At 73.4% G+C, this 26,090-nt stretch carries 22 protein-coding genes, 2 pseudogenes and 1 riboswitch; of the genes and pseudogenes, 16 read left to right on the forward strand and 8 right to left on the reverse strand.

From position 1 onward, the window contains the following. Window positions 1–182 precede the first annotated feature (182 nt). The 5 genes from murJ (at window position 183) to BX286_RS29050 (ending at window position 6,229) form a co-directional block, all read left to right on the forward strand. On the forward strand, window positions 183–1,829 hold the full coding sequence (murJ, locus tag BX286_RS29030) for a murein biosynthesis integral membrane protein MurJ (protein ID WP_079430467.1): 1,647 nt from the start codon (window positions 183–185) through the stop codon (window positions 1,827–1,829). A 41-nt stretch (window positions 1,830–1,870) separates the two neighbouring features. Further along, window positions 1,871–2,551, forward strand: coding sequence for a response regulator transcription factor (locus BX286_RS29035; protein WP_079430468.1), 681 nt, complete (start codon window positions 1,871–1,873; stop codon window positions 2,549–2,551). A gap of 9 nt (window positions 2,552–2,560) precedes the next feature. Further along, window positions 2,561–4,024 carry an ATP-binding protein gene (locus tag BX286_RS29040; RefSeq protein WP_121016741.1) on the forward strand — a complete coding sequence of 488 codons (1,464 nt, stop codon included), beginning with the start codon at window positions 2,561–2,563 and terminating at the stop codon, window positions 4,022–4,024. Then, window positions 4,021–4,524, forward strand: coding sequence for a hypothetical protein (locus tag BX286_RS29045; protein ID WP_107438329.1), 504 nt, complete (start codon window positions 4,021–4,023; stop codon window positions 4,522–4,524). The genes BX286_RS29040 and BX286_RS29045 overlap by 4 nt, the downstream gene beginning before the upstream one ends. 418 nt (window positions 4,525–4,942) lie before the next feature. Then, window positions 4,943–6,229: a cytochrome P450 gene (locus BX286_RS29050; protein ID WP_121016743.1), complete on the forward strand. Its 1,287-nt coding sequence runs from the start codon at window positions 4,943–4,945 to the stop codon at window positions 6,227–6,229. Here the strand turns inward: BX286_RS29050 and BX286_RS29055 are convergent. Continuing rightward, window positions 6,189–6,911, reverse strand: a complete 723-nt coding sequence (locus tag BX286_RS29055; protein WP_121016744.1) for a hypothetical protein — start codon at window positions 6,909–6,911, stop codon at window positions 6,189–6,191. The two genes, BX286_RS29050 and BX286_RS29055, sit on opposite strands and share 41 nt — an antisense overlap. Window positions 6,912–7,012: 101 nt before the next feature. Here BX286_RS29055 and ggt point away from each other — a divergent pair, with 101 nt between their 5' ends. The 7 genes and pseudogenes from ggt to BX286_RS29090 all read left to right on the forward strand — a co-directional run bounded on the left by ggt (window position 7,013) and on the right by BX286_RS29090 (window position 16,526). Beyond that, window positions 7,013–8,824 (forward strand): gamma-glutamyltransferase, encoded by a 1,812-nt coding sequence (ggt, locus tag BX286_RS29060; RefSeq protein ID WP_100862539.1) that lies wholly within the window; start codon window positions 7,013–7,015, stop codon window positions 8,822–8,824. Between the two features lie 415 nt (window positions 8,825–9,239). After that, complete coding sequence (locus BX286_RS29065) at window positions 9,240–10,559, forward strand: hypothetical protein (RefSeq protein ID WP_261993541.1); 1,320 nt, start codon at window positions 9,240–9,242, stop codon at window positions 10,557–10,559. Between the two features lie 127 nt (window positions 10,560–10,686). Next, window positions 10,687–11,756 (forward strand): annotated as a pseudogene (locus BX286_RS29070) (MFS transporter); the annotation flags it as partial. Between the two features lie 141 nt (window positions 11,757–11,897). Further along, a complete protein-coding gene (locus tag BX286_RS29075) occupies window positions 11,898–12,740 on the forward strand; it encodes a nitrilase-related carbon-nitrogen hydrolase (RefSeq protein ID WP_079430477.1) in 843 nt (280 codons plus the stop codon). Beyond that, window positions 12,737–14,032: an aspartate aminotransferase family protein gene (locus BX286_RS29080; protein ID WP_079430479.1), complete on the forward strand. Its 1,296-nt coding sequence runs from the start codon at window positions 12,737–12,739 to the stop codon at window positions 14,030–14,032. The genes BX286_RS29075 and BX286_RS29080 overlap by 4 nt, the downstream gene beginning before the upstream one ends. Window positions 14,033–14,041: 9 nt before the next feature. Next, a complete protein-coding gene (gene hydA / locus BX286_RS29085) occupies window positions 14,042–15,442 on the forward strand; it encodes a dihydropyrimidinase (RefSeq protein ID WP_121016747.1) in 1,401 nt (466 codons plus the stop codon). A 58-nt stretch (window positions 15,443–15,500) separates the two neighbouring features. Beyond that, a complete protein-coding gene (locus tag BX286_RS29090) occupies window positions 15,501–16,526 on the forward strand; it encodes a TIGR03842 family LLM class F420-dependent oxidoreductase (protein ID WP_121016749.1) in 1,026 nt (341 codons plus the stop codon). A 9-nt stretch (window positions 16,527–16,535) separates the two neighbouring features. On the opposite strand, the pseudogene BX286_RS29095 reads toward BX286_RS29090, so the two are convergent. Together BX286_RS29095 and BX286_RS29100 are read right to left on the reverse strand one after the other, a co-directional pair. Beyond that, a pseudogene (locus BX286_RS29095) lies at window positions 16,536–17,209 on the reverse strand (SDR family oxidoreductase). A 16-nt stretch (window positions 17,210–17,225) separates the two neighbouring features. After that, a complete protein-coding gene (locus BX286_RS29100; RefSeq protein ID WP_100862535.1) occupies window positions 17,226–18,296 on the reverse strand; it encodes a S1C family serine protease in 1,071 nt (356 codons plus the stop codon). Between the two features lie 163 nt (window positions 18,297–18,459). On the opposite strand from BX286_RS29100, the gene BX286_RS29105 reads away from it, so the two are divergent. The 3 genes from BX286_RS29105 (at window position 18,460) to BX286_RS29115 (ending at window position 21,292) form a co-directional block, all read left to right on the forward strand. After that, window positions 18,460–19,287 (forward strand): inositol monophosphatase, encoded by an 828-nt coding sequence (locus BX286_RS29105; protein ID WP_079430494.1) that lies wholly within the window; start codon window positions 18,460–18,462, stop codon window positions 19,285–19,287. Between the two features lie 62 nt (window positions 19,288–19,349). After that, window positions 19,350–20,768: an NAD(P)/FAD-dependent oxidoreductase gene (locus BX286_RS29110; protein ID WP_121016750.1), complete on the forward strand. Its 1,419-nt coding sequence runs from the start codon at window positions 19,350–19,352 to the stop codon at window positions 20,766–20,768. Continuing rightward, complete coding sequence (locus BX286_RS29115; RefSeq protein WP_121016752.1) at window positions 20,768–21,292, forward strand: O-acetyl-ADP-ribose deacetylase; 525 nt, start codon at window positions 20,768–20,770, stop codon at window positions 21,290–21,292. Before BX286_RS29110 ends, BX286_RS29115 begins: the two co-directional genes overlap by 1 nt. Window positions 21,293–21,618: 326 nt before the next feature. Here the strand turns inward: BX286_RS29115 and BX286_RS29120 are convergent, their stop codons facing one another. The 3 genes from BX286_RS29120 to BX286_RS29130 form a co-directional block, all read right to left on the reverse strand. Continuing rightward, window positions 21,619–23,046 (reverse strand): lipase maturation factor family protein, encoded by a 1,428-nt coding sequence (locus BX286_RS29120; RefSeq protein WP_121016754.1) that lies wholly within the window; start codon window positions 23,044–23,046, stop codon window positions 21,619–21,621. A 104-nt stretch (window positions 23,047–23,150) separates the two neighbouring features. Beyond that, a complete protein-coding gene (locus BX286_RS29125; RefSeq protein ID WP_079430501.1) occupies window positions 23,151–23,507 on the reverse strand; it encodes a DUF5335 family protein in 357 nt (118 codons plus the stop codon). 70 nt (window positions 23,508–23,577) lie between these two features. Beyond that, a complete protein-coding gene (locus BX286_RS29130; RefSeq protein ID WP_222842060.1) occupies window positions 23,578–24,159 on the reverse strand; it encodes an Hsp20/alpha crystallin family protein in 582 nt (193 codons plus the stop codon). Between the two features lie 325 nt (window positions 24,160–24,484). Here BX286_RS29130 and BX286_RS36765 point away from each other — a divergent pair, with 325 nt between their 5' ends. Then, window positions 24,485–24,637 carry a hypothetical protein gene (locus BX286_RS36765; protein WP_187344213.1) on the forward strand — a complete coding sequence of 51 codons (153 nt, stop codon included), beginning with the start codon at window positions 24,485–24,487 and terminating at the stop codon, window positions 24,635–24,637. A gap of 28 nt (window positions 24,638–24,665) precedes the next feature. Continuing rightward, window positions 24,666–24,838: riboswitch (TPP riboswitch) on the reverse strand. Between the two features lie 160 nt (window positions 24,839–24,998). On the opposite strand, the gene BX286_RS29135 is transcribed toward BX286_RS36765, so the two are convergent. Then, window positions 24,999–25,295, reverse strand: a complete 297-nt coding sequence (locus tag BX286_RS29135) for a putative quinol monooxygenase (RefSeq protein WP_079430502.1) — start codon at window positions 25,293–25,295, stop codon at window positions 24,999–25,001. Between the two features lie 205 nt (window positions 25,296–25,500). Then, on the reverse strand, window positions 25,501–25,908 hold the full coding sequence (locus BX286_RS29140; RefSeq protein ID WP_398898826.1) for a YidB family protein: 408 nt from the start codon (window positions 25,906–25,908) through the stop codon (window positions 25,501–25,503). Between the last annotated feature and the right edge of the window lie 182 nt (window positions 25,909–26,090).

Raw genomic sequence — 26,090 nt, forward strand, 5'->3', positions numbered from 1 at the left:
CGGTGGCCGGTTCTCAGAGTCCGTGTCCGAAAGCCGTACGGCTCGGAAAAAGGACCTTCGGCTCTGCGGAAAGGGCCGTACGGCACCTGACAGAAGGGAATTCCCGGGGCCCGGACCGCCGCCCGGCGCGGGGTACCCTCCCCCTTCGAACCCCGCACGCCCGAACCCCTGGGAGACCGCCCGTGACAGCCACCGACACCAGGCCGGACGCGGCAGACCACCCGGCTCCGGCGAAAGCCTCGGTGCTGCGCAGCGGCGCCGTCATGGCCGCCGGCTCCGTCGTCTCCCGCGCCACCGGGTTCGTCCGCTCCGCCGTGGTCCTCGCCGCGCTGGGCACCGCGTTCCTCGGCGACGGCTACGCCGTCGCCAACACCGTCCCGAACATCATCTACATGCTGCTCATAGGCGGCGCGCTCAACGCCGTCTTCGTCCCCGAGCTGGTTCGCGCCGCCAGGGAACACCGGGACGGCGGCGCCGCGTACACCGACCGGCTGCTGACCGCCTGCACCGTGGCGCTCCTCGCGCTCACCGCCGTCGCCGTACTCGCCGCACCGCTGGTCGTCGACGCGTACACCCCCTCCTCCTACACGGCCGCGGAGCGGAACACGGTCATCGCCCTCGCCCGCTTCTGCCTGCCGCAGATCCTCTTCTACGGTCTGTTCACCCTGCTCGGCCAGGTACTGGGCGCCCGAAGCCGGTTCGGCGCGATGATGTGGACCCCGGTCCTCAACAACCTCGTGATCATCGCCGTCTTCGGCTGGTTCCTGCACGCCTCCGGCGGCGGCCGGGACGGCCTCACCGCCGCCGAGACCCGGCTGCTCGGCCTCGGCACCACCGCCGGCATCGTCATCCAGGCCCTCGCCCTGGTCCCCGCCCTGCGCGCCGCCCGCTTCCGCTGGCGCCCCCGCTTCGACTGGCGCGGCAGCGGCCTCACCCGCCCCCTGCGCAACGCGGGCTGGCTGGTCATGCTCGTGCTCACCAACCAGTTCGCCTACTGGGTGGTGACCAGTCTCTCCACCACCGTCCAGGACCAGCCGGGCGGCGCCGGCTTCGGCTACGCCGCATACAGCAGCGCCTACCAGCTGTGGATCGTCCCGCAGGGCATCATCACCGTCTCCCTGGTCACCGCCCTCATGCCCCGGATGAGCTCGGCCGCGGCCGCGGGCGACCTCGGCGCCGTCCGCGAGGACGTCTCCTACGCCCTGCGCTCCAGCGCCGCCCTCGTCCTGCCCGCCGCCACCCTCTTCGCCGCGCTCGCCCCCTGGGTGATGGACTGCGTCTCCGGATACGGATCCGTCACCACCGAGGGCGTCGCCGCCATGGCGGGCATGCTCACGGCCTTCGCCCCCGGCCTGGTCGCCTACTCCGCCCAGTACGTGCTCGCCCGCGGCTTCTACGCCCTCTCCGACACCCGCACCCCCTTCTTCCTCAACCTGGTCATCGTCGCCCTCAACGCCGGCCTCTCCTACGCCGCCTACCTGCTGCTGCCCGCCCGCTGGGCGGTCACCGGCATGGCCGCCGCCACCTCCCTCGCCTTCATCGGCGGCGCCGCCGTCACCGCCCGCACCCTCTCCCGCCGGCTCGGCCCGCGCCCCGGCCCCCGCGGCGCCACCGCACTGCGCACCCACCTGCGCCTGCTCGCCGCCTGCCTGCCGGCCGCCGCCGCCGGCTACGGGGCCGCCCGCTCCGCCGACGGCCTCGGCGCGTTCGCCGCGACCGGGGCGGGAACCGCGGCGCTCGCCCTGGTCGTCGTACTCCTCGCCAGGCCCCTGCGCCTGACGGAGATCACCGACCTGCTGGACTCCCTGCGCCGCAAGACCGGCCGATAGCGGGAGGAAAGGCGGCAGAACACCTTGGGATACTGGACCGGATGCCACGCGTACTGCTGATCGAGGACGACCCTTCCATCCGGGAAGGAGTCGCCCTGGGCCTGCGCCGCAGGGGACACGAGGTCAGATCCGCCGGCACCGGGGAGGAAGGCCTCGCCCTGCTGGGCGCCTTCCACCCCGAGCTCGTCCTGCTCGACCTGATGCTCCCCGGGATCAACGGAGTCCAGGTCTGCCGCCGGATCCGCGAGGACAGCCTCGTCCCGGTCATCATGCTCACCGCGCGCGGCGACGACTTCGACGTCGTCGTCGGCCTGGAGGCCGGGGCCGACGACTACATCGTCAAACCCGCCCGCACCGCCATCATCGAAGCCCGCGTCCGCGCCGTCCTGCGCCGCCGCCCCGCGCCCGGCGGCGGCCTCGGCGTCGAACGGCACGGCGAGCTCACCGTCGACCGAGCCGGCCTGACCGTCTCCCGGAACGGCGAACGGCTCGCCCTCGCCCCCAGCGAGATCAAACTGCTGCTCCACCTGTCGGCCGCCCCGGAACAGGTCTTCTCCCGCCAGCAACTGCTGGAGGGCGTGTGGGAGCACAGCTACCACGCCGACGCCCGGCTGGTGGACGCCTGCGTCCGCCGGCTGCGCCACAAGATCGAGGACCCCGCCCACGGCCCCCGCTACATACAGACGGTGCGGGGCTTCGGCTACCGCTTCGGGCCGCTCTAGGAGACCCCTGTGCCCAGCCGCGCGCCGTTCGGCCTGCGCACCCGCCTGATCGCCGCGTTCCTCCTGGTCGCCGCGATCTGCGCGGTCAGCACCGCCGCCCTCACCTACCGGCAGGCGCGCAGCGCCGTCCTCACCCAGAGCCAGGACACCGCCGTCAGCACCCTGCGCGACCAGCTGGAGGCCGTGGCCCTGACCCTCCCGCTGGACCAGCGCCAGCTCCAGCGCGTCGTCGACGACGTCGGCAGACGCGGCAAACCCCACCCCTGGGTGGTCTTCGGCGAGTACGGCACCCTGCGCGCCACCTCCGCCGACCTCGGCTCACCCGTCTCCGACGTCCTCACCGACACCCTGCGCACCCAGGTGTCCTCCCACCCCCACGGGGCCTTCCAGCGGGTCACCGACGACCGCGGCGAGCCCTACCTGACCATCGGCATGCCCGCCGTCTTCCTCCACAACGGCGCCCGCGAGGCCACCGGAGCCGTGCTCTACGCCGTCATGCCGCTCTCCACCGAACAGCAGACCGTCGACGCCATGGTCCAGGCCGCCAAGCAGGGCGCCGTCCCCGGCCTGGCCATCTCGGTCGTCCCCGCCCTCCTCGCCGCGCGCAGCGTCCTGCGGCCCGTGCGCGACATGCGCCGCGCCGCCCAGAACCTGGGCCGCGGCCGCCTCGACACCCGGATCGAGGTCCGCGGCGCCGACGAACTGGCCGGCCTCGCCCGCACCTTCAACGAGACCGCGGGAGCCCTGGAGGAGTCGGTGGCCGAACTGCGGGAGGCCGAAGCCCGGGCCCGCCGGTTCGCCGCCGACGTCTCCCACGAACTGCGCACCCCGCTCGCCGGGATGCTCGCCGTCACCGAGGTCCTCGACGAGGACGCCGAACAGCTCGACCCCGACACCGCCAAGGCTCTGCGGCTGATCAGCGCCGAGACCGGCAAACTCGCCGTGCTCGTCGAGGACCTGATGGAGATCTCCCGCTTCGACGCCCGCGCCGCCGGGCTCAACCTCGACGACGTGGACGTGGCCGAGGCCGTGGGCAAGACACTCCAGCGCCGCCACTGGGACGACGGACGGGTCACCACCGACCTGCCCGACGGGGTGCGGGCCCGCCTCGATCCCCGCCGCTTCGACGTGGTCCTCGCCAACCTGGTCGGCAACGCGCTGCGGCACGGCGCCGCCCCCGTGCGGGTCGCCGTGCGCACCGCGTCCGCGCCGGAGGGGGAGCGGCTGGTCGTGGAGGTCGCCGACAGCGGGCCCGGCATCGGCCCCGAGGTGCTGCCGCACATCTTCGACCGCTTCTTCAAGGCCGACGCCGCCCGCACCCGCTCCGCCGGGAGCGGCCTCGGCCTCGCGATCAGCCTGGAGAACGTCCGGCTGCACGGCGGCACCCTGAGCGCCGCCAACGCCCCGGAGGGGGCGGACGGCTTCGGGGGAGCGGTGTTCACCCTCGACATGCCGCTGGAGGCCGCCCCGTGAGCCCGCCGCTGCGGCGCCCGGCCGTGACCGCAGCCCTGCTGGGCCCGCTGCTCGCGGCCACCGCCTGCGGGATCAAGCCCACCGGAGTCGTGGAGAGCGGCGCCGCCGCACGGGTGGCCGTCGCGCGGGCCGGAGCCGCCACGGCCTACTTCGTCACCCCCGACGGGGGTCTGGCCCCGGCGCCGCAGCCCGAGTACACCCAGGGCGGGCCCCGGGGCAGCGTGATCGGGCTGCTGCGCGGGCCCGGCCCGGCGGAGCAGGACGCGGGGCTGCGCACGCGGGTACCCGTGCTGGGGGAGGAGGCGGCCGAGGGCGGGGTGAGCGTGACGGTCACCGACCGGCTGGAGGTGAGCCTGCCCTTCCCCGTCGCCGGCCTCGACCCGCTGGGCCGCCGCCAGTTGGTGTGCAGCGCCCTGTCCACGGTGGACCCGCTGTACGAGGTGACCCTCCGCGGCACCGACACGTCCCTGGACCCGGCCCGCTGCGACGCGGGGCGCTGAACGGCGGGCGGCCGGGCACCGCCCCGCGACACCGACCGCCGGCCGCGACCGCCCCCCTGCCGGCCGCGACCGCCCCCCTGCCGGCCGCGACCCCCCCTGCCGGCCGCGACCGACCCCCTGCCGGGCGCGGGCGTCACCCGCCGCGCGCGGGCGGTCCGCGACGCCGGCCGTCCCGCGAAGCCGGTCGTCCGGCGACGGCGGCCGTCCCGCGAAGCCGGTCGTCCGCGACACCGGCCGTCCCGCGACACCGGCCGTCCCGCGACACCGGCCGTCCCGCGACGCCGGTCGTCCGGCGACGGCGGCCGTCCCGCGACGCCGGCCGTCCGCGACGCCGGCCCGCGGCGCCCGCGCCAGGGCCGTACCGGGCCGCGCCGCCGCCGTCTTGTGGCCCGGGCCGCCGGGCGTCACCGTGTGGACCATGGAACGTGCCCCACATGTGCCCGCCGCCCCCCGCCGGCCCGGCGTGCCCGACGTGTTCGACCCGCGGCTCTATGCCGCGGGCGTCCCCCACGAGAGCTACCGGGTGCTGCGCGAGCGGTACCCGGTGGCCTGGCAGGAGGAGCCCGAGGTGGACGGGTGGCCCGCCGGCACCGGGTTCTGGGCCGTCACCCGGCACGCCGACGTCGTCCGCGTCCTGCGCGACCACACCGCGTACTCCTCCTGGCTCGGCGCCACCCAGATCCGCGACCCCGACCCCGCCGACCTGCCCTTCCTGCGGCGCACCATGCTCAACCAGGACCCTCCCGAGCACGGCCGGCTGCGCCGCCTGGTCTCCCGGGCCTTCACCCCCGCCCGGGTCGACGCCTTCGCCGCCCGGGCCCGCGAGCGCGCCCGTACGCTCCTGGCCGCCGCGCGCGACGGGGCCGAGGACGGCGCCGCCGACCTGGTCCGCGCGGTCACCGACGAGTACGCCCTGCTCAATCTCACCGACCTGCTGGGCGTCCCGGCCGCCGACCGGGGCCTGCTGCTGGAGTGGACCGTACGCGTCATCGGCTACCAGGACCCCGAGGACGCCCCCGCCCCGCTCCTCGGCCCCGACGGCACACCGCTCAACCCGCGCTCACCGGCGCTGCTCGGCGAGATGTTCGGCTACGCCCGCGAACTCGCCGCGCACAAGCTCCGCCGCCCCGGCGACGACGTGATGACGGCCCTCGCCCAGGGCGGGCTGGACCCCGCCGAACTGGAGATGTTCTTCTTCCTGCTGACCGTCGCCGGAAACGACACCGTCCGCAGCGCCGCCCCCGGCGGCCTCCTCGCCCTGGCCCGCGACCCCGACGCCTACCGCACCCTCGCCGACGGGCGGGCCCCGCTGGACCGGGCCGTCGAGGAACTCCTGCGCGTCCACCCGCCGGTGCTCAGCTTCCGCCGCACCGCCGCCCGTGACACCGAGCTCGCCGGGACCCGGATCCGCGCCGGGGACAAGGTGGTGGTCTTCCACGCCTCCGCCAACCACGACGCACGCGTCTTCACCGACCCGCACCGCCTCGACCTCGGCCGCTCCCCCAACCCCCACGTCTCCTTCGGCGACGGCCCGCACGTCTGCCTCGGCGCCCACTTCGCCCGGCTCCAGCTGCGCACCCTCTACGAGGAGTGGCGTACGGCCATGCCCGCGCCCGAACTCGCGGGGGAGCCACGCCGGCTGGTCTCCAACTTCATCAACGGGATCACGCGGCTGCCGCTGCGGGTGTCCGGGCCGCGGCGGTGACGTCCGCGACCAGCTCCGTCACGTCCGGGCCGTACGCATCGGAGTTGACCACCTTCAGCAGGAGGCAGAAGGACGCCCGGCGGTAGGCGCGCGCCAGCTTCTCCTGGTGGCGGGCCAGATAACGGGCCGCGGCCTGGTTGCTGTTGGCGGTCTGCCCCGACAGCAGGAACACCGGCCGTGCGCCCTGGTCGGTCGTCAGCCGCGCCAGCAGCACGTACTCGACCATGCCGGGCTCCCACCGGTACGTCTCGCCGCCGACGGCTATCGCCCCCCGGTCCGGTCCGGGCTCGGGGGAGACGTCCACCCGGACCCCCGGCAGCATCGACTGAAGGTGCGCCACCGTGCGGGAGTTGGACGCGGGACCGCCGACGCAGAACTCGGCGCGCTCGCCGAACCCCTGCCGGGCCTCGTGCGTGACGATCTGCACCGTCGCCCCGCAGTCCTTGATCAGAGCCGATATCTCCAGCAGCGCGAAGGCGTCGTTGCGGTGCAGCGAGGACTCGGTGCCGCCCATCTGCCGGTTGACCACGAACAGGCAGTCCGAGCCGGCCGGCAACCCGAAGAAGGCCTGCTTGCGGCGCAGCGCCCGGCGCCACAGGTACGTACGGGTGAACCAGCCGGAGCCACCGCTGATGGCGGTGGCCACCACACCGAGCACGATGTTGCGCACGTCGTCGTTCATGCGGCGGATGCTAACGGCCGCACCGCCTCCATGACGCGGCGGGTGCGGCGAAGCTAGGCTGCCCGTCCATGGTCTGACAGGCAGTCGACTGGAGGAACCGGATGCGCGCTCGCGCAGCACGTCAGTTAGCGTTCGCAGCCCTCGCCGGGGCGCTCGTCTCCACCGGAGCCGCCGCCCCGCCCCCGTCCCCGCCCGCGGCGGAGGCCGCGCCGGCCAAGGTACCGGTGGCCGTCGGCTACGGAGGGGCCGTCGCCAGCGTCGACGCCGACGCCTCGGCGGCCGGGATCGCGGTCCTGCGGGCCGGGGGCAACGCCGTGGACGCGGCCGTCGCCACCGCTGCCGCGCTCGGGGTCACCGAACCCTACTCGGCCGGCGTCGGCGGCGGCGGATACCTGGTCTACTACGACGCCGCCTCCCGCCGCGTGCAGACCGTCGACGGCCGCGAGACGGCGCCCGCCACGGCCACCGAGACCCTGTTCCAGGAGAACGGCGTCCCCATCCCCTTCGAAGAGGGACAGACCAGCGGTCGCAGCGTCGGCGTCCCCGGCACCCCCGCCACCTGGCGCACCGCCCTGGACGCCTGGGGTACCAAGCCGCTCTCCCAACTCCTGCGCCCGGCCGAGAAACTGGCCCGTGACGGCTTCACCGTGGACGCCACCTTCCGGGCCCAGACCGAGGCCAACCAGGCCCGCTTCAAGGACTTCCCCGCCACCCGGAAGCTCTTCCTGCCCGGCGGACAACTCCCGGTCGTCGGCTCCACGTTCAAGAACCCCGACCTCGCGGCCACCTACGCCGAACTCGCCCGCAAGGGCACCGGGGCGCTCTACCGGGGCCCGATCGCCGACGACATCGTCAACGCCGTCCGCAAGCCCCCCGTCGACCCGGCCGCCACCCGGAAAGTCCGCTCCGGGGACCTGACCGCCGCCGACCTGCGCGCGTACGGGACCAAACGGCAGGCCCCGACCCAGGTGAACTACCGGGGCCTGGACGTCTACAGCATGGCGCCCTCCTCCTCCGGCGGCACCACCGTCGGCGAGGCGCTGAACATCCTGGAGCGCACCGACCTGTCGAAGCTGTCCGAGGCCCAGTACCTGCACCGGTTCATCGAGGCCTCCCGGATCTCCTTCGCCGACCGGGGCCGCTGGGTGGGCGACCCGGCCGCCCAGGACGTGCCGACCCGCGAGCTGCTCTCCCAGCGCTTCGCCGACTCGCGCGGCTGCCTCATCCGGCCGGACGCGACCCTGCCCAGCCCGCTGCCCCCCGGCGACCCGCGCCACCCTGCGGCCTGCGGCGGCACCGGGCAGGCCGCCCCGACCACCTACGAGGGGGAGAACACCACGCACCTGACGGTCGCCGACCGCTGGGGCAACGTGGTCTCGTACACCCTGACCATCGAGTCCACGGGCGGCAGCGCCATCACCGTCCCCGGGCGCGGCTTCCTGCTCAACAACGAGCTGACCGACTTCTCCTTCGCCCCGGCCGCCCCCGGCGTCCCGGACCCGAACCTGCCCGGCCCGGGCAAGCGGCCGCGCTCGTCCATGTCCCCGACCATCGTCCTCGAGCACGGCCGCCCGGTCCTGGCCGTGGGCTCCCCGGGCGGCGCGACCATCATCACCACCGTCCTGCAGACCCTGACCGGCCACCTGGACCGGGGGCTGCCGCTGGTCGACGCGATCAAGGCGCCGCGCGCCAGCCAGCGCAACCAGACGACGACGGAACTGGAACCGGAGCTGTGGAACAGCCCGCTGCGCGCCGAACTGGAGGCGCTGGGGCAGGCGTTCCGGCAGAACCCGGAGATCGGCGCCGCCACCGGCGTCCAGCGGCTGCCGGACGGCCGCTGGCTGGCGGCCGCCGAGACCACCCGGCGGGGCGGGGGCTCGGCGATGGTCGTGCACCCGCAGGGGAAGCCGTAGCCCCTGCGGGGCGGTCAGGATCCCGGGGCCGACGGCGGTGACCGCGACCGTGCGCTCGACGGGCGCGGCGCGGGAACCGTCGGCGGTGCGCCGGTCCCCGCCTGACGGCCGCCGGGGCCCCTCGGGGGTCGTCTCCGGCGGCCGGACGGCGCAATGGGTGATCGGTGCGGCCCGGTCCGGGGCAAGGGTGAAGCGTGTCGACCACGAACTCGTCCAAACGGCTCGGTCTCGCGCTCCTCGGCGCCGTCCTCGCGGCCGGCCTGCTGGCCGCCGCCTGCTCCACACCGGCGGACGCGGGCTCGCCGTCAAGGTTTGAGGCTCCCGTAGCGCGCCCGTAACGCTGGTGCGGTCCCATGCGGGGATGGAGACGCCGACTGCGCTCGTGATCGGTCAACTCACTGAATACTTACGTGAGTTGACACGGAGACTGGACCCCGGGGCCGGCTGGTACGGGGAGTTCCTGCGGCGGGACCCGGAGGGGATGCGGGCCTGCCTCGACGGGGCCGCCTTACCCCCGTGGGACGTCGTGGAGTCCCTCCTGCTGGACCTCCCGGGAGCACCGGGGGCCACCGCGCGGGAAGCGGCGTACGCGGCGGGGCTGCGGGCCGCCGCCGTCGCCGCGTGGGACGCCCGGCCGGAGGGGGCGGGGGAGCTGCGGACCCTGCTGGCCGCGGCCGCCGAGCAGCGGGCCGCCGCGGAGGAGGCCCTGCGGACCCTGAGCGCCCGGCTGGACGCCACGGCCGACCCGGCGCAGACGCAGACCCTGTCCCGCGAACTGGCGTGGACCCACGACGACGCCATCCGGGCGACGTCGCGCCAGAGGGACTTCCAGACCCGCCTCTCCGCCCTCCCCCTCCCAGCCGTACCCCGCCCCCGCACACCCTTGCCCCCGGTCGGGGGCGCCGGGCCTGCGGTCCTGGGGACGGAGCTGCGGGTCGGGGGCGCCGGGCCTGTGGCCCTGGGGACGGAGCTGCGGGTCGGGGGCGCCGGGCCTGTGGCCCTGGGGACGGAGCTGTCGGCCTGGGGCGCCGGGCCCGCGGTCCTGGGCACGGAGCTGTCGGCCTGGGGCGCCGGGCCCACGCCCCTCGGCCCCGAGCCGCCGGTCGGGGGCGCCGGGCCCGCGGTCCTGGGGACGGAGCCGTCGGCCCTGGGCACCGAGCCCCCGGCCCTCGGCGCCGAGCCGCCGGCCGGGGCGGTGCCTCCCGGGGCCGCCCGGGGGGCCTTCGTCTCCGAACTGCTCACCCTGCGGGCCCAAGGGCGCAGCGGCGAGGCGCACGCGCTGCTGTGCGAGGCGGCCCTGTGGCCCGCCGGGGAGCTGCCCGGCCTCGCCGAGGAGCTCGGGCACGCCGGGCTGGCCGCCGACTGGGCCACCCTCCTGTGGGAGGCGGCTTCGCTCCCGCCCGACCGGCTCGCCGCGGCCGCCGGGGCCCTGGGCGAGGGCGGCCGGGAGGACGACGCCGCCCGGCTGCTGCGCCAGGGCGTGGCCCGCCCGGCCGCGGAGGTCGCCGAAACCGCCCTCGCCCTCGGCGCGGCCGGCCGCGACCGGGAGACCCGGGCCCTGCTGGAGGCCTACGTCCGGCTGCGCACCGCCGACGAGACGGCCGCCCTGGCCCGCCACGATCCGCACTGGTTCACCCCCCGCCTGCTCCGAGCCGCCCGCGCCCTCTCCGCCGGCCGCCACCGCGACCTCACCCACGCCCTCCGCGCGGCCGGCCTCCCGGTGGCGCGGGCCTGACGGTCCGGGCCCGCCACGACTCGGTCCCAGGGGCGCCGGCCGGCCCAGGGGCACGCGCCGCACCCCCCGGCACGGTCCCGCCGTGGGCCGGGATGCGCCCCCGCCCGCCGGCGCCGACCATGACTGCCTGGTCGGCTCGGTCGGCCGGGTGCCGGTCGGCGCCCTGACCGACCGCTTCGGCGCCCGGCTGCTGTTCCCGCTGGTGAGCGCCCTGACCATCGTGCCCGTCCTGCTGCTGATCCCCGCCAGGGGCTCGTACGGGGCGCTGCTCGCGGTCGGCTTCGTCCTGGGCCTGGGCGGCACGACGTTCGCCATCGGCGTCCCTCGTCAACTCCTGGTTCCCGCCCCGGCACCGCGGCGCGGCCCTCGGCGTCTTCGGCATGGGCATGGGCATGGGCGGCGTCGCTCTTTCGGGCTACTTCACGCCCCGGACGTACCGGCACGGCGAGAGCCTGCCCTTCCTCGTCCTGGCCGCCGCCCTGGCCGGGTACGCCCTGGTCGCCGCCCTGCTGCTCCGCGACCGGCCCGGGCGGCCCGTACCGACGACACCCCTGGCCACCCGGCTGGCCGCCGCCGGCCGGCTGCGGGGTCACGGGGAGCTGTCGGCCCTGTACGCGATCGGCTTCGGCGGGATCGTGGGGTTCGGGGTCTACCTGCCGACCTACCTCAAGACCTGGTACGGCCTCGGCCCGACCGACGCCGGCACCCGGGCCGCCGGATTCGCCCTGGTCACCGTGGTGTTCCGGCCGATCGGCGGCTGGCTGGCGGACCGGGTCCGCCCGGCGGTGGTGACGGCCTGGGCCCTGGGCGCGGTGGCCTTCCTCGCGGTCCTGCAGGCCTTCGACCCGGCGCGGACGCCCACCGCCACGGTCTGCCTGCTCCTGATGGCCGCGGGACTGGGCACGGCCGGCGGCGCCGTGTTCGCCCTGGTCTCGCGGGTCACCCCCGCAGCCGCAGGTCGGCAGCGTGACCGGCATCGTGGGCGCCGTGGGCGGCCTGGGCGGCTTCGTCCCGCCGCTGGTCATGGGCGCCGTCTACAGCGCCCAGTCCTCCTACTCCATCGGCTTCATTCTGCTCTCCGGCCTGGCGCCGGCCGGCTGCGTGTACGCGTACGGCCGCATGCGCACCGCCGCATGCGCACCGCCGGTTCCGCCTGACCGGGCCCGCGCCGAACGCCCATCGCCTGACCGTAAATGACCGCTCGGCGTCGTAACTTGATCGACTACTCCAACCGCGCAAGGTGGTCTTGCCCCACGCTGGGACGAGGCCTACCTTCGACTCCCTACGCACACCGTCTACGTGCGTAGAAGTCGGCGGTACCGTCGCGAGGAGCAGCTCATGGCCCAAGTCGTCCGCGCCGCACTCGTCCAGGCCACCTGGACCGGAGACACCGAGTCGATGATCGCCAAGCACGAGGAGCACGCCCGCAGGGCGGCCGCCCAGGGCGCGAAGGTCATCGGCTTCCAGGAGGTGTTCAACGCCCCCTACTTCTGCCAGGTCCAGGAGCCCGAGCACTACCGCTGGGCCGAGCCCGTCCCCGACGGGCCCACGGTCCGCCGGATGCAGGAGCTGGCCCGCGAGACCGGGATGGTCATCGTCGTCCCGGTCTTCGAGAAGGAGAACGAGGGCTTCTACTACAACACCGCCGCCGTCATCGACGCCGACGGCAGCTACCTCGGCAAGTACCGCAAGCACCACATCCCGCAGGTCAAGGGGTTCTGGGAGAAGTACTACTTCCGCCCCGGCAACCTCGGCTGGCCTGTCTTCGACACCGCCGTCGGCCGCGTCGGCGTCTACATCTGCTACGACCGCCACTTCCCCGAGGGCTGGCGCCAACTCGGCCTGGCCGGAGCCCAGCTGGTCTACAACCCGTCCGCCACCTCCCGCGGCCTGTCCGCCTACCTGTGGCAGCTGGAGCAGCCGGCGTCCGCCGTCGCCAACGAGTACTTCGTCGCCGCCATCAACCGCGTCGGCCAGGAGGAGTACGGCGACAACGACTTCTACGGCACCAGCTACTTCGTCGACCCCCGGGGCCAGTTCGTCGGCGAGGTCGCCAGCGACAAGGAGGAGGAACTCCTCGTCCGGGACCTCGACTTCGACCTGATCAAGGAGGTCCGCGACCAGTGGGCCTTCTACCGCGACCGCCGCCCCGACGCCTACGGAGGACTGGTTCAGCCGTGACCAACCCGACCCCCCTGTACAACCGCCACCGCACCGTCCTGCCCGACTGGCTCGCGCTCTACTACGACCGCCCCATCGAGCTCACCCACGGCGAGGGCCGCCACGTCTGGGACGCCGACGGCAACCGGTACCTCGACTTCTTCGGCGGCATCCTCACCACCATGACCGCCCACGCCCTGCCCGAGGTCACCAAGGCCGTCTCCGAGCAGGCCGGGCGGATCATCCACTCCTCCACGCTCTACCTCAACCGGCCCATGATCGAGCTGGCCGAACGGATCGCCGCCCTCTCCGGCATCCCCGACGCCCGGGTCTTCTTCACCACCTCCGGCACCGAGGCCAACGACGCCGCCCTGCTGCTGGCGACCGCGTACCGCCGCTCCAACCAGATCCTGGCGATGCGCAACAGCTACCACGGCCGGTCCTTCTCCACCGTCGGCATCACCGGCAACCGCGGCTGGTCCCCGACCAGCCTCTCCCCGCTCCAGACGTACTACGTCCACGGCGCCGTCCGTACCCGCGGCCCCTTCGCCGCCCTCGACGACGCCGCCTTCACCGCCGCGGCCGTCGCCGACCTGGAGGACGTGCTCGGCCAGGCCCGCGGGGGAGTTGCCGCCCTCATCGCCGAACCCATCCAGGGCGTCGGCGGGTTCACCTCACCCCCCGACGGCCTGTACGGGGCCTTCCGCGACGTGCTCAACCGGCACGGCATCCTCTGGATCAGCGACGAGGTACAGACCGGCTGGGGCCGCACAGGGGACTACTTCTGGGGCTGGCAGGCCCACGCGCAGAGCGGGCCGCCGGACATGCTCACCTTCGCCAAGGGCATCGGCAACGGCATGTCCATCGGCGGTGTCGTCGCCCGCGCCGAGGTGATGAACTGCCTCGACGCCAACTCCATCTCCACCTTCGGCGGTTCCCCGGTGACGATGGCGGCAGGCCTCGCCAACCTCGCCTACCTGCTGGACCACGACCTCCAGGGCAACGCCCGCCGCGTCGGCGGCCTCCTCCTGGAGCGGCTGCGCGCCCTCGCCGCCACCTCGCCCGCCGTACGGGAGGTCCGCGGCCGGGGCCTGATGGCCGGACTGGAGCTCACCGAGCCTGGCACCGACCGCGCCGACCCGCAGGCGGCCGCCGCGGTCCTGGAGGCCGCCCGCGCGGGCGGCCTGCTCATCGGCAAGGGCGGCGGGCACGACACCAGCGTGCTGCGCATCGCGCCGCCGCTCTCCCTCACCGTGGCCGAGGCGGAAGAGGGGGCCGAGATCCTCGGACAGGCCCTCCGCAGCATCGAGTAGGGGGACCGAATGAGCATCCGCACCCTGATCAGAGGCGGCCTCGTCGTCACCGCCGCCGACGAGCTCCACGCCGACGTCCTCGTCGAGGACGGCCGCGTGGCGGCGCTCGCCGCCACCGGCTCGGCCGCCGCCGGCGCCTGGACGGCCGACCGCACGATCGACGCGAGCGGCAAGTACGTCATCCCGGGCGGGGTCGACGCCCACACCCACATGGAGCTGCCGTTCGGCGGCACCTCCGCCTCCGACACCTTCGAGACCGGCACCCGAGCCGCCGCCTGGGGCGGCACGACCACCATCGTCGACTTCGCCGTCCAGAGCGTGGGCCGCTCCCTGCGCGAGGGACTCGACACCTGGTACGCCAAGGCCGACGGCAACTGCGCGATCGACTACGCCTTCCACATGATCCTGTCGGACGTCAACGAGCACACCCTGAAGGAGATGGACCACCTCGTCGGCGAGGGCGTCACCTCCTTCAAGCTGTTCATGGCCTACCCGGGCGTCTTCTACAGCGACGACGGGCAGATCCTGCGCGCCATGCAGCGGGCCTCCGGCAACGGCGGGCTGATCATGATGCACGCGGAGAACGGCATCGCCATCGACGTCCTCGTCGAACAGGCCCTCGCCCGCGGCGAGACCGACCCCCGCCACCACGGCGAGGTCCGCAAGGTCCTCCTGGAGGCCGAGGCCACCCACCGGGCGATCCAGCTCGCCCGGGTCGCCGGCTCCCCGCTCTACGTCGTCCACGTCTCGGCGGAGGAGGCCGTCGCGGAACTCGCCGCCGCCCGCGACAAGGGCCTGCCGGTCTTCGGCGAAACCTGCCCCCAGTACCTGTTCCTCTCCACCGACAACCTCGCCGAGCCGGACTTCCAGGGCGCCAAGTACGTCTGCTCCACCCCCCTGCGCCCTCGCGAGCACCAGGCGGCCCTCTGGCGCGGCCTGCGCACCAACGACCTCCAGGTGGTCTCCACCGACCACTGCCCGTTCTGCTTCCGCGGCCAGAAGGAACTGGGCCGGGGCGACTTCTCCAAGATCCCCAACGGTCTCCCCGGCGTGGAGAACCGCATGGACCTCCTCCACCAGGCCGTCCTGGACGGCCACATCACCCGCCGCCGCTGGATCGAGATCGCCTGCGCGACCCCGGCCCGGATGTTCGGCCTCTACCCGCAGAAGGGCACCATCGCCCCGGGTTCGGACGCCGACATCGTCCTCTACGATCCGCACGCCGAGCAGGTCATCTCCGCCGAGACCCACCACATGAACGTGGACTACTCGGCGTACGAGGGCAGGCGGATCACCGGACGCGTCGACACGGTCCTCTCCCGGGGCGAACCCGTCATCGACCGCCGCGCCTACACCGGCCGGGCCGGGCACGGGGCCTTCGTGCACCGCTCCACCTGCCAGTACCTCTAGAGGGTGTCCGGGGCCCGCACGCCCCGGGCCCGTACTACCCAGCAAGGAGCAGCCGCCCATGGACTTCGGCATCGTCCTCCAGACGGACCCGCCCGCCTCCCAGGTCATCAGCCTGATGAAGCGCGCCGAACGCAACGGCTTCCGCTACGGCTGGACCTTCGACTCGGCGGTCCTGTGGCAGGAGCCGTTCGTCATCTACAGCCAGATCCTCGCCAACACGCAGAAGCTGCACATCGGCCCCATGGTGACCAACCCGGGCACCCGCACCTGGGAGGTCACCGCCTCCACCTTCGCCACCCTCAACGACATGTACGGCAACCGCACCGTCTGCGGCATCGGCCGCGGCGACTCCGCCATGCGCGTCGCCGGCCGTGCCCCCAACACCCTGGCCCGCCTCGGCGAGGCCATCGAGGTCATCCGCGACCTGGCCGAAGGCCGCGAGGCGCTCGTGGACGGCAACCCGATCCGCATCCCCTGGATCAAGAACGGCAGACTCCCCGTCTGGATGGCCGCGTACGGCCCCAAGGCCCTCGCCCTGACCGGCCAGAAGGCCGACGGCTTCATCCTCCAGCTGGCCGACCCGTTCCTCACGGAATGGATGGTCAAAGCGGTCCGCGACGCCGCCGCCGAGGCGGGCCGCGACCCGGCGTCGGTCACCATCTGCGTGGCGGCCCCCGCCTACGTCACGGCCGACGACTCGCCGTCCGCCCTGGCCCACGCCCGCGACCAGTGCCGCTGGTTCGGCGGCATGGTCGGCAACCACGTGGCCGACCTCGTCTCCCGCTACGGCGAACACTCGGGCATGGTCCCCGACGAACTCACCGAGTACATCAAGGCCCGCCACGGATACGACTACAGCCACCACGGCCGCGCCGGAAACCCTTCCACCGACTTCGTCCCGGACGAGATCGTCGACCGCTTCTGCCTCCTGGGCCCGCCCGAGGCCCACATCGAGAAGCTCCGGGCCCTGCGCGACTTGGGTGTCGACCAGTTCGCCGTCTACGACATGCACGACGCCCGGGAGTCCGTGATCGACGCCTACGGCTCCGACATCATCCCGGCGGTCAACGGCGGGCGCCCCTGAACCGGCCGGTCACAGGCCGCCGGCGACCCGGAGGACCGCGCCCGTCGTGTACGAGGCGTCGGCGGACAGCAGCCAGGAGACCGCGCCGGCGATTTCCTCCGGGTGGCCGGCCCGGCCCATCGGGATCGCCGGGGCCACCTTGGCGGGGCGGTCGGGGTCCTCGTGGAAGTCCGTCCAGACGGTGCCGGGTGCCACGCAGTTGACCCGGATCCCCTGGGCAGCCACCTCCTTGGACAGGCCCACCGTCAGCGCCTCGACGGCCGCCTTCGCGGCGGCGTAGTGGACGTACTGGCCCGGACTGCCCAGGGTGGCGGCGGCCGAGGAGATGTTGACCACGGCACCGCCGCCGCCGGCGGACATCACCCGCACCGCCTGCCGGGCGCACAGCAGGTAGCCCAGTACGTTGACCTCGAGGGCCTGCCTGAGGCCCGCCGCGTCCGCGTCGGCAAGCCGGCCGTTGGGGCCGCTGACTCCGGCGTTGTTGACCAGACCGGTGACCCGGCCGAGGCCGGCCCCGGCGCCGAACAGCCGGGCCACGGCCGTCTCGTCGGCGGGGCCCCGGCCACCGTGACACAACGCCGCCCGGCGGCACGGACGTCCGCCGCCACCGCCTCGGCGGCCGCCGCATTGCCGCGGTACCCGATCACCACGTCGTGGCCCCCGGCGGCGAGCCGACGGCAGATCGCCGCCCCCGGCGTCCTACTTGCCCTTGTCCACCACCAGGTCGGTGCTCCACTCCTCGCCCGCCTTGATGTCCTTGCCGTTCGCGGTGATGGGGGAGTACACGCCCGTCACCGGGACCGTCTCGCCGGGGGAGGCCGACTGGAGTACGTCGCAGACGTCCGCGTACGAGGTGACCGCGGTGTCCTTCAGGCCGGTGATCACGTCGCCCGGTTCCAGCTTCGCCTTGTCGGCGGGGGAGTTGGTCCGGGAGTAGGTGACCACCATGCCGTCCTGGCCCTTGAACTGCTTCTGGGTGGCCTCGACCTTCGCGGCGTCCTCCTCGGGGAAGTAGGTCGCCAGGTCCGGGTTCTGCAGGGACACCAGCTGCCAGCCGGGGTCGTTCTTCACGTCGCCCGCCGCCAACTGGTCGAGCAGCGGGCGGACGTGGTCGCTGCTGATGGCGTAGTACTGGCCCTGCACGCCCCCGCCGGTGAGGGAGAGGGTGTTGATGCCGACCACCTCGGCCTTGCCGTTCAGCAGCGGGCCGCCGGAGTTGCCGGGGTTGATGGTGGCGGAGTGCTGGATGGTCTCGGGGTAGCGCGGCAGGTCCGGGTCCGGGGCGGAGCCGCTGACGTCCGGGTTCTGTACCGCGCCGGTGGTGAACACCGGCTTCTGCGCGCCCTGTTCCTCGATCGAGGCGGGGTAGCCCAGCGCGGTGACGTTGTCGGCGAACGCGACCTTCTTGCTGTCGGCGAACTTCAGCTCCTTCAGGTCCGGTTGGGGGTTCGAGAACGTCAGCACCGCGACGTCCTCGCACGGGTCGATCCCCAGCAGCCGGGCGGCCACCGGGGGCCGGTCCCCGACCCCGACCCGCAGGGAGGGCTCGTCCAGCACCACATGGGCGTTGGTGACGATGAGACCCTTCGCCGCGTCGTAGACGAACCCGGTCCCCGATGCCATCGTCCCGACGATGCGCACCGTCGCGGGCGCCGCGCGTTCGTAGATCTCCTTGGGTGACAGGTCGTCGGCGAAGGCCACACCGGCGCTGCCGGTTCCCAGTACCACCATCGTGGCCACCGCCACCGCGTTCCTGGCGCGTCCCCTCATGAGCCCGCCGCCTTTCTCCACGCACGGACGACCCCTCTTCCAGGCTAGCCCCGGCCCCGGGCGGTGTCCTGCCGGGCGGGTTCACCTCCCTGTCACCCGGTGTCCGGCCCGGCGCCGTGGGCCGTCGGTGGGGTTCCGCGGGGCGCCGTGATGTGATGGGGGCATGATCGATGAGTTCCTGGCCCAGGGCCTGCCCGACGTGGAAGAGGCCGTCCGCAAGGCGGCGGCGGTCGAGATCATGCCGCGGTTCCGGCAGCTCGCCCAGCACGAGGTCGACGAGAAGAAGGGGCCGCACGACCTGGTGACCGTCGCGGACCGCAAGGCCGAGGAGCACCTCACGGCCTCGCTGTCCCGGCTGCTGCCCGGCTCCGCCGTCGTCGGCGAGGAAGCGGTGCACGCCGACCCGGAGGTCTACACGGCACTACGGGGCGACGCCCCCGTGTGGATCGTCGACCCGGTCGACGGCACCCGGCAGTTCGTGGCGGGCGACCCCCACTTCTGCACCCTCGTCGCGCTCGCGCAGCACGGCGAGATCCTCGCCTCCTGGACCTACGCCCCGGCCCTGGACCTCCTGGCCACCGCCGTGCGCGGACAGGGCGCGTACGCCAACGGCGAGCGGATCCGCAGCGGTTCGCCCGAGCCCGGCGCCGACCTGCGGGTGGCGACCGCCCACCCCCTGTACACCTCCGAGGAGGACCGGCGCTTCCTTTCCCGGCTGGACGTGCCCGGCATCGCGCCCCGGCCCTGCGGTTCGGCGGGCCTGGAGTACCTGAGGGTGGCGCGCGGCGAGATGGACGCGCTGGCCTTCACCTGGCCCTCCGCCTGGGACCACGCGGCGGGGCTGCTGCTGGTCGGCGAGGCCGGCGGCGCGCAGAGCACCGTCGAGCGGGTCCCCTTCCGGATCGACCGGGACAACGCCCTGCCGTTCGCGGTGGGCCGGGACGAGGCCACCGCGGTCCGGGTGCGCGAACTGCTGCGGGGCGCGGCCTGAGCGGGCGGGGACGGGAGCAATAAGCTGGGGGCAGTGGCCGTCGCCGGACGAAGGAGCTCTCAGTGCCGTCGATTCTCGACGCAGTCGTGGTGGGGGCGGGGCCCAACGGCCTGACGGCCGCCGTCGAACTGGCCCGCCGGGGCCACTCGGTGGCCGTGTTCGAGGCCGCCGGGTCGGTCGGCGGCGGGGCCCGCACCGAGGAGCTCACCCTCCCCGGTTTCCGCCACGACCCCTGCTCGGCGGTGCACCCGCTGGGCGCCGGCTCCCCGGTGTTCAAGACGATGCCGCTGGCCCGGTACGGGCTGGAGTGGCTGCACGCCCCGCTGCCCATGGCGCATCCCTTCGACGACGGCACGGCGGCCGTGCTCTCCCGTTCCGTCGCGGAGACCGCGGCCTCCCTCGGGCCCCGGGACGCGGGCGCGTACCGGCGCCTGGTGGAGCCGTTCCTCGGCCACTGGGACACCCTCGCCCGGGACTTCATGTCCCTGCCCAACACCGCGCTGCCCCGGGACCCGCTCCTCCTCGCCCGCTTCGGCCTGACCGGCCTGCCGCCCTCCACCTGGCTGATGCGCCGCTTCCACGAAGACCGCGCCCGGGCCCTGTTCGCCGGGCTCGTCGCGCACGTCATCGCCCCCCTCAGCGGGATCGGCACCGGCGCCGTCGGCCTGGTCTTCGCGCTGGCCGCGCACGCGGGCGGCTGGCCGCTGCCGCGCGGCGGCTCGCAGTCGGTCTCCGACGCCCTGGCCGGCTACCTGGCCGACCTCGGCGGCGCCGTCCACACCGGCTTCGAGGTCAAGCGGCTCGACGACCTCCCGCCGGCCCGCGCGTACGTCTTCGACACCTCTCCGACCGCGCTGGCCCGGATCGCCCGCCTGGGCCGGGTCTACGACGGCTACCGGTACGGGGCCGCCGCCTTCAAGCTCGACTACGCCCTGGACGGCCCCGTCCCCTGGACCGCCGAGGCCCCCCGCCGGGCCGGCACCGTCCAGATCGGGCCCGGCAGCCGCGACATCGACGCCGCCCTCCAGCTGGCCTCGGGCGGCCGCGCCCCCCGCAACCCCTTCCTGATCACCGCCCAGCCCAGCCTGGTCGACCCAGGCCGGGCGCCGGAGGGCAAGCACGTCTTCTGGGCGTACGGGCACGTCCCGGCGGGCTGGGAAGGCGACCTCACCGAGGCCGTCGAGCGCCAACTGGAGCGGTTCGCCCCGGGCTTCCGCGACCTCGTGCTGGCCCGCGCGACCGCCGGCCCGCCGCAGCTGGCCGCCCGCAACTCCAACTACGTCGGCGGGGACATCGCCTGCGGTTCCGCCGCCGGACTCCAGCTCCTGCTGAGGCCGCGGATCACCCTCTCCCCGTACACCACCGCCCATCCGGCGGTCTTCCTCTGCTCCTCGGCGACCCCGCCCGGCCCCGGTGTGCACGGCATGTCCGGGCACAACGCCGCCAAGGCGGTCTGGCGCCACCTCCGGAAGGGACAGTGATGGCCAGGATCACCCTCGTCCAGGGCGACATCACCGCACAGGAGGTGGACGCGGTGGTCAACGCGGCCAACTCCTCGCTGCTCGGAGGCGGTGGCGTGGACGGCGCCATCCACCGGCGCGGCGGCCCCGAGATCCTCGCCGCCTGCGAGGACCTGCGCCGCTCCCATTACGGCAAGGGCCTGCCGACCGGCCGGGCCGTCGCCACCACCGCGGGCCGCCTCCCGGCCGGGCACGTCATCCACACCGTCGGCCCGGTGTATCAGGTTTCCGGGAGCGATCCGTGGCTGCTGGCATCCTGCTACCGCGAGTCACTGAGGGTTGCCGACGAGCTGGGGGCACGGACAGTCGCCTTCCCGGCGATCTCGACCGGGGCCTACGGATGGCCCATGGAAGATGCCGCTCGCATCGCGGTAGAGGCCGTGCTCGGCGCCGAGACCAACGTCGAGGAGGTCAGGTTCGTCCTCTACGACGAGTCGGCGTACCAGGCGTTCGCTGAGCAGATCGGCCTCTCGGAGGCCGAGTGACGAGATCCCATCTTGCCTGAGTCCCCATGACCTGGAGCCGCGCAGTGCGACCAAGCGCGTCGCACGGCGCGGTTTTGTATTGCTGCAATCATCCGGGCTGCGGCTGGTGACCCTGCCCGTTCAAGGCGGAGGGTGCGCGGCTTGGGTGCGGCTGGCCCAAGCCGATATGGCGTGCCTGGGTGAGGCCGTCGGAGGCGATTACCGCGCACAAGCTGGGCGACCAGGAGCAGTCCGTGGCCGCCCTCCGGGTCGGCGGAGATGCAATCAAAGTTGTCAATATGGGGCAAAAGTGTAGTCCGGACCGCGTGCCGCGACGGTCAGTGCGCTCAGTGCGCCCTGGTGACCGGCGGGAGGTAATCCGCCACGAGCGTGCGCTGCCACCAGGCGCCGGTGTCACACCGTTCGCGCCGGCTGGTGAAGCGGTAGCGGTAGAGCCGGGCGCGCAGGAAGGTGGGGGGAGCGGTCGGGAAGGGGTTGTCCCTGAGCAGCTTGAGCAGGGACGGATCGTTGTCCAGGAGCTTGACGAGGAGCGGCGCCAGCCAGCTCCGGGCGTACGCGGGCGACAGCGCGGCGAACCACATCAGCCAGTCGAGCCGCAGGTGGTACGGGGCCACCTGGGGCGCCCGTCGGCGAAGGTCACCCGGCTTGCCCTTGAAGCCGTATTCCTTCCAGGGCGTGTCGTCCGTGATCTCGGGCTCGTCGGTTCCCTCGATCACCACCTCCAGACGCACCTTGCTGATGCTGCCGAAGGCCCCGTAGGTGTTGCCCAGGTGGAAGGGGTTGAACGAGAAGTTCATCCGCTGGTGCCGCGAGAGCATGTTGCGCACCGGCCAGTAGCTGAGCACCACCACCAGGGCCGTGACGGCGATCACCAGGCCCTCGAACCACACCGGCGTGGCCGCGAACGCGGGAGGCCGCGGCAGGGGGAGCACCTGCGCCGCCGCTCCTGCGTCGACGGCGGACAGGGCGAGCAGGATGGCCAGCCAGTTGAGCCAGGCGAAGTTGCCGGACGCCACGAGCCACAGCTGGGTGACGACGACGAATCCCGCGGCCGCGCTCGCGACGGGCTGCGGCGCGAACAGCAGTACCGGTGCCACCAGCTGCGCCACATGGTTGGCCGCCACCTCGGCCCGGTGCAGCGGCCTCGGCAGGTGGTGGAAGAACCGGCTGAGCGGCCCCGGCATCGGCTGGGTCTCGTGGTGGTAGTAGAGGCAGGTCAGGTTCCGCCAGCAGGAGTCGCCGCGCAGTTTGATCAGTCCCGCTCCGAACTCCAGCCGGAACAGCAGCCAGCGCAGCAGGAACAGCACCAGGACGGGGGGCGCGGTGCGCGCGTTGCCCAGGAAGACGGCGAGGAAGCCCGCCTCCAGCAGCAGGGACTCCCACATGAACGCGTACCAGCTCTGGCCGACGTTGACGATGGAGAGGTACAGCACCCAGGGGCACCCCCACATCAGCATGGCGGCCCACAGGGGCACCCGGTCCGCCGCCCCCGCGGCCAAGGCGGCGGAGAGGACCAGGCCCGTCCAGGCGATCACGGCGAAGAACCGGTCCGAGTAGTGGAGGTGGAACACACTCGGAGTCCGCCGGAACGTGGTGGCCGCCAGGAAGCGCGGCACCGGAAGCAGCCCGTGCTCGCCGATGAGCGCACGGTACTGGTGGATCGAGCTCAGGAAGGCCACGAGGTAGAGGAGGGCCAGACCTCGCTGGAACACCAGTCGGCCCAGCCAGTAGTCGGTGTCCGCGAACCACTCCACGGCAATCTCCTACGCCGAGGTCGAGGAAGACGCCGCGCATGCCCGGCGGCCACACCCGGCATGACCGGGCGTGGCCGTGACGCGTGGCCGTGACTGCGTGAGCGTCAGGATTCACCGGGCTCGGACGGGAAGAAGGTGATCAAAGTGGCGGTGCCCTCGGGATCCACGACCTGGACGGCTGCCTCCGGGACGTTCTCGGTCGATACGTCGATCTCTTGGGGGCGAGGCACCATGTGCCGAAGTACGACGGGGTGGGGCGGCGCCTGACCGCCCACGCCGACGACGACCACGTCGTCCTTCGGGTCGTAGGCCACGTAGGAGAAGGGCAGCCGCTCGGCCTCGTACTGATGCCCGATCGAAGGGTCCAGCACTTCGATGGTGACGAGCTGCCCTGCACGGGCAGCGGTGACCTCGTCGAGCGTGGTCCTCCATGCACTGCGGTCGAGCGTTGGGGCGGCCATGGTGTCGTTTCCTTCCTCGGGACGCCGCGGCACGAGCAACGCCCGTTGAGGCTTCCCCGCCCCGGCACGTTCACGTGCCGGGTTCGCCGCGGCTCTCTCCTTCGCTGGTCTGTCCTTCGGCGCTCTGTCCTTCGGCGCCGGATGAGACGGCGCTCTGCGGGCCGCCACCCGCTTCTGCGGCTGGGCCTTCGACGGCCTGCCGCTTGCCGATCTCGATCTTGCGGCGCTGTTGCTGCTGCATCTTCGGGACGGTCACGGTGAGAACGCCGTTGTCCAGGTCAGCGTCGCAGTGCTCGCTGTCCGCGCCTGCCGGCAGGCTGGTGCGGTACATGAACTTCCCGGTCCTTCGGGTGAGCACCTTGCCCTGGTGCTCCTCGGACAGTTCACCGCTGATGACGAGCTCATCGCCCTCGACTTCGATGTTGATGTTTTCGGGCGGGTAGCCGGGCAGTTCCGCCTTCACGATGTACGAGTCGTCGGTCTCCTCCTCTTCGGCCATCGGCAGCCACGCCCCGCCGGTCGCAGTCGGAAGGGCAGCCCCCTCCAGAAGCCGGCCCATGTCGTCCCACATGCTTTCGAACTGTCGGAACGGGTCCATACCCGCTGCCGCCAGGGCGGGAAGACCACCGCGGCGTCGCATGATCGAGGCCATCACAACCACCTCCATGCATGTTCAACTAAACCGGCACGCCGTCCGGTTTATGGGGCGGCTACCCCGCCACCAGCGCCTAAACCTGTCGGCACGCCGCACCCGGCATCGTTCGTCGAGGGCCGAGCGGCAGGCCTCGCCCCCGACACGCTGACGTACGAGCGACACGGGCAAGGCGAGCCGACCGCCGCTCGGAGCCCAGGCCTGCGGCTCATGGGCCCTGCGGCACGGCACTCCGCCTGTCCGGCTATCGGACAGGGCGTTGCGGCGAGGCATGCGGCCGCACACACTGAGCCGACCTGGCCCTCCACAGAAAAGCGGTCCCGCCATGGGCGAACACGTGCACATCCGCCGGCCGGACGGCATGGACGTATCAGCAGCCGGTGAACTGGTCGAGACGTACCGCTGCCGGTGCGGCAGTACGTGGACCAAGGTCTACGGCATCGAAGGAGGCCAAGCGGACGAATTTCCCGGCAGCTGAACCGCCCGCCGCCGCCCGGGCACGCAGACGACCTATGAAACGGGCTCCCTGCGCCGGCATTGCCCGGATCAGGTGCTGGGGGTCGCCTTCGGGTCACCACACCCTCCGGCCTCTCAGCCCGACAGCCGCTGTCGGCCCCGGCGGACATCATTCCCTTCCGCCAAAGTCGGCTACTCCGGTCGAGCTCCCTCGCTCGCTTCATAGGCCTACTTTTCGCTTACCCCGCAGCCAGGGAGGGAAACATCCGATTTGTGAAATTTCTCCCCGTCGAAGCCGGTGCTTCTTGCCCGCGCGGCGGTGCGGCCGGCACACCGTGGCCCGGAGGGACCCCTCCCCGGCCGGCCGTCGGCGCAGGCCCTGGCTACCGTGCGGGAAGGGTGAGTTCGCCTCCGCGGTAGAAGCCTTCCCGCTCCTCGACGACGTACGGGGCCATGACCTCACGCCGCCGTTTCTCCGCGTCCGAGGACCGCCACGCGTCACACGCTTGCCTGGAGTCCCAGAGAGACACGCCGGTGATCTCCTGCCCGTCCTCGGACCAGTACGCGTACGCGTGCCGCAGGCCGTCCGGGAGGGTACCGGGGCGCCACGCACGCTCGAACTCCTCCAGCTTGCCCGGCTCGATGCGGCGCGTTGTCACCCAGACGAAACGCTCCTCCATTTCCGGCCTCCTCACGAGAGCAAATCGACCCTCCCCCTGTTCGACCACCGTAGATCCATGGGGCCCCTTCCGCCTGGGCGCCGTCCCCGCCTGTCGTTCCCGCCCCCAGTGGCGTAGGCCGCAGTCCTCGGAGGGGCCCTCGGCGGGCCGCTCACTGGCCGCACTGCGGCACGCGGCGCCGAGGCGTGACGACCGGTCCGGCCCGTCAGAGCTGCTCGCGGATCAGGTCCTCCAGCGAGCCCTCGGGCACGGAGCCGTCGGGGGTGAGCCTGTCGACGGCCTGGGGCAGGGTCTGGGCGAGCTGGTCCGCGGCTTCCTCGGGAGAAACGCCCGCCTGCTGGGCCACGTGGTCCAGCGCCTGGTACGGGAGCGCCTGCGCGACCTCGGGGCCGCTGACCGCCTGGTTGCGGCCCCTGCCGATCCACGAGTCGGTCTGTGCGCCGAGCCCGCCCTCCTTCAGGGTGTCCAGCAGTGCGCCCAGCGGGTTGCTGCCCCCGCCGTGCGTGCCGGCCCCGCCGAGCGAGCTCAGCAGCGCCCCCAGCAGCGCACCGCCCTTGCCGCCCTGCTCGCCTCCGAGCAGTCCGCCGAGCAGACTTCCCAGGTCATTGCCCATCCCCGTCACCTTCCTCGCGTGCTGGCATCCACCCCGTTATACGAGCCGCCCCCCACCACACCGGCTCCCCGGGCCCGCCGCCCCAGCGCGTTCACCCGTACGACGCCCCGCCGGGCGGTGGGCACCCCACTGCGGCCGCCCCGCCCCGACGCCGACGGGCTCCGCCGGCCGGATCACCGGCT

The organism is Streptomyces sp. 3211.6, assembly GCF_003634815.1.
In the GTDB taxonomy this organism is placed as follows: Bacteria; Actinomycetota; Actinomycetes; order Streptomycetales; family Streptomycetaceae; genus Streptomyces; species Streptomyces katrae_A.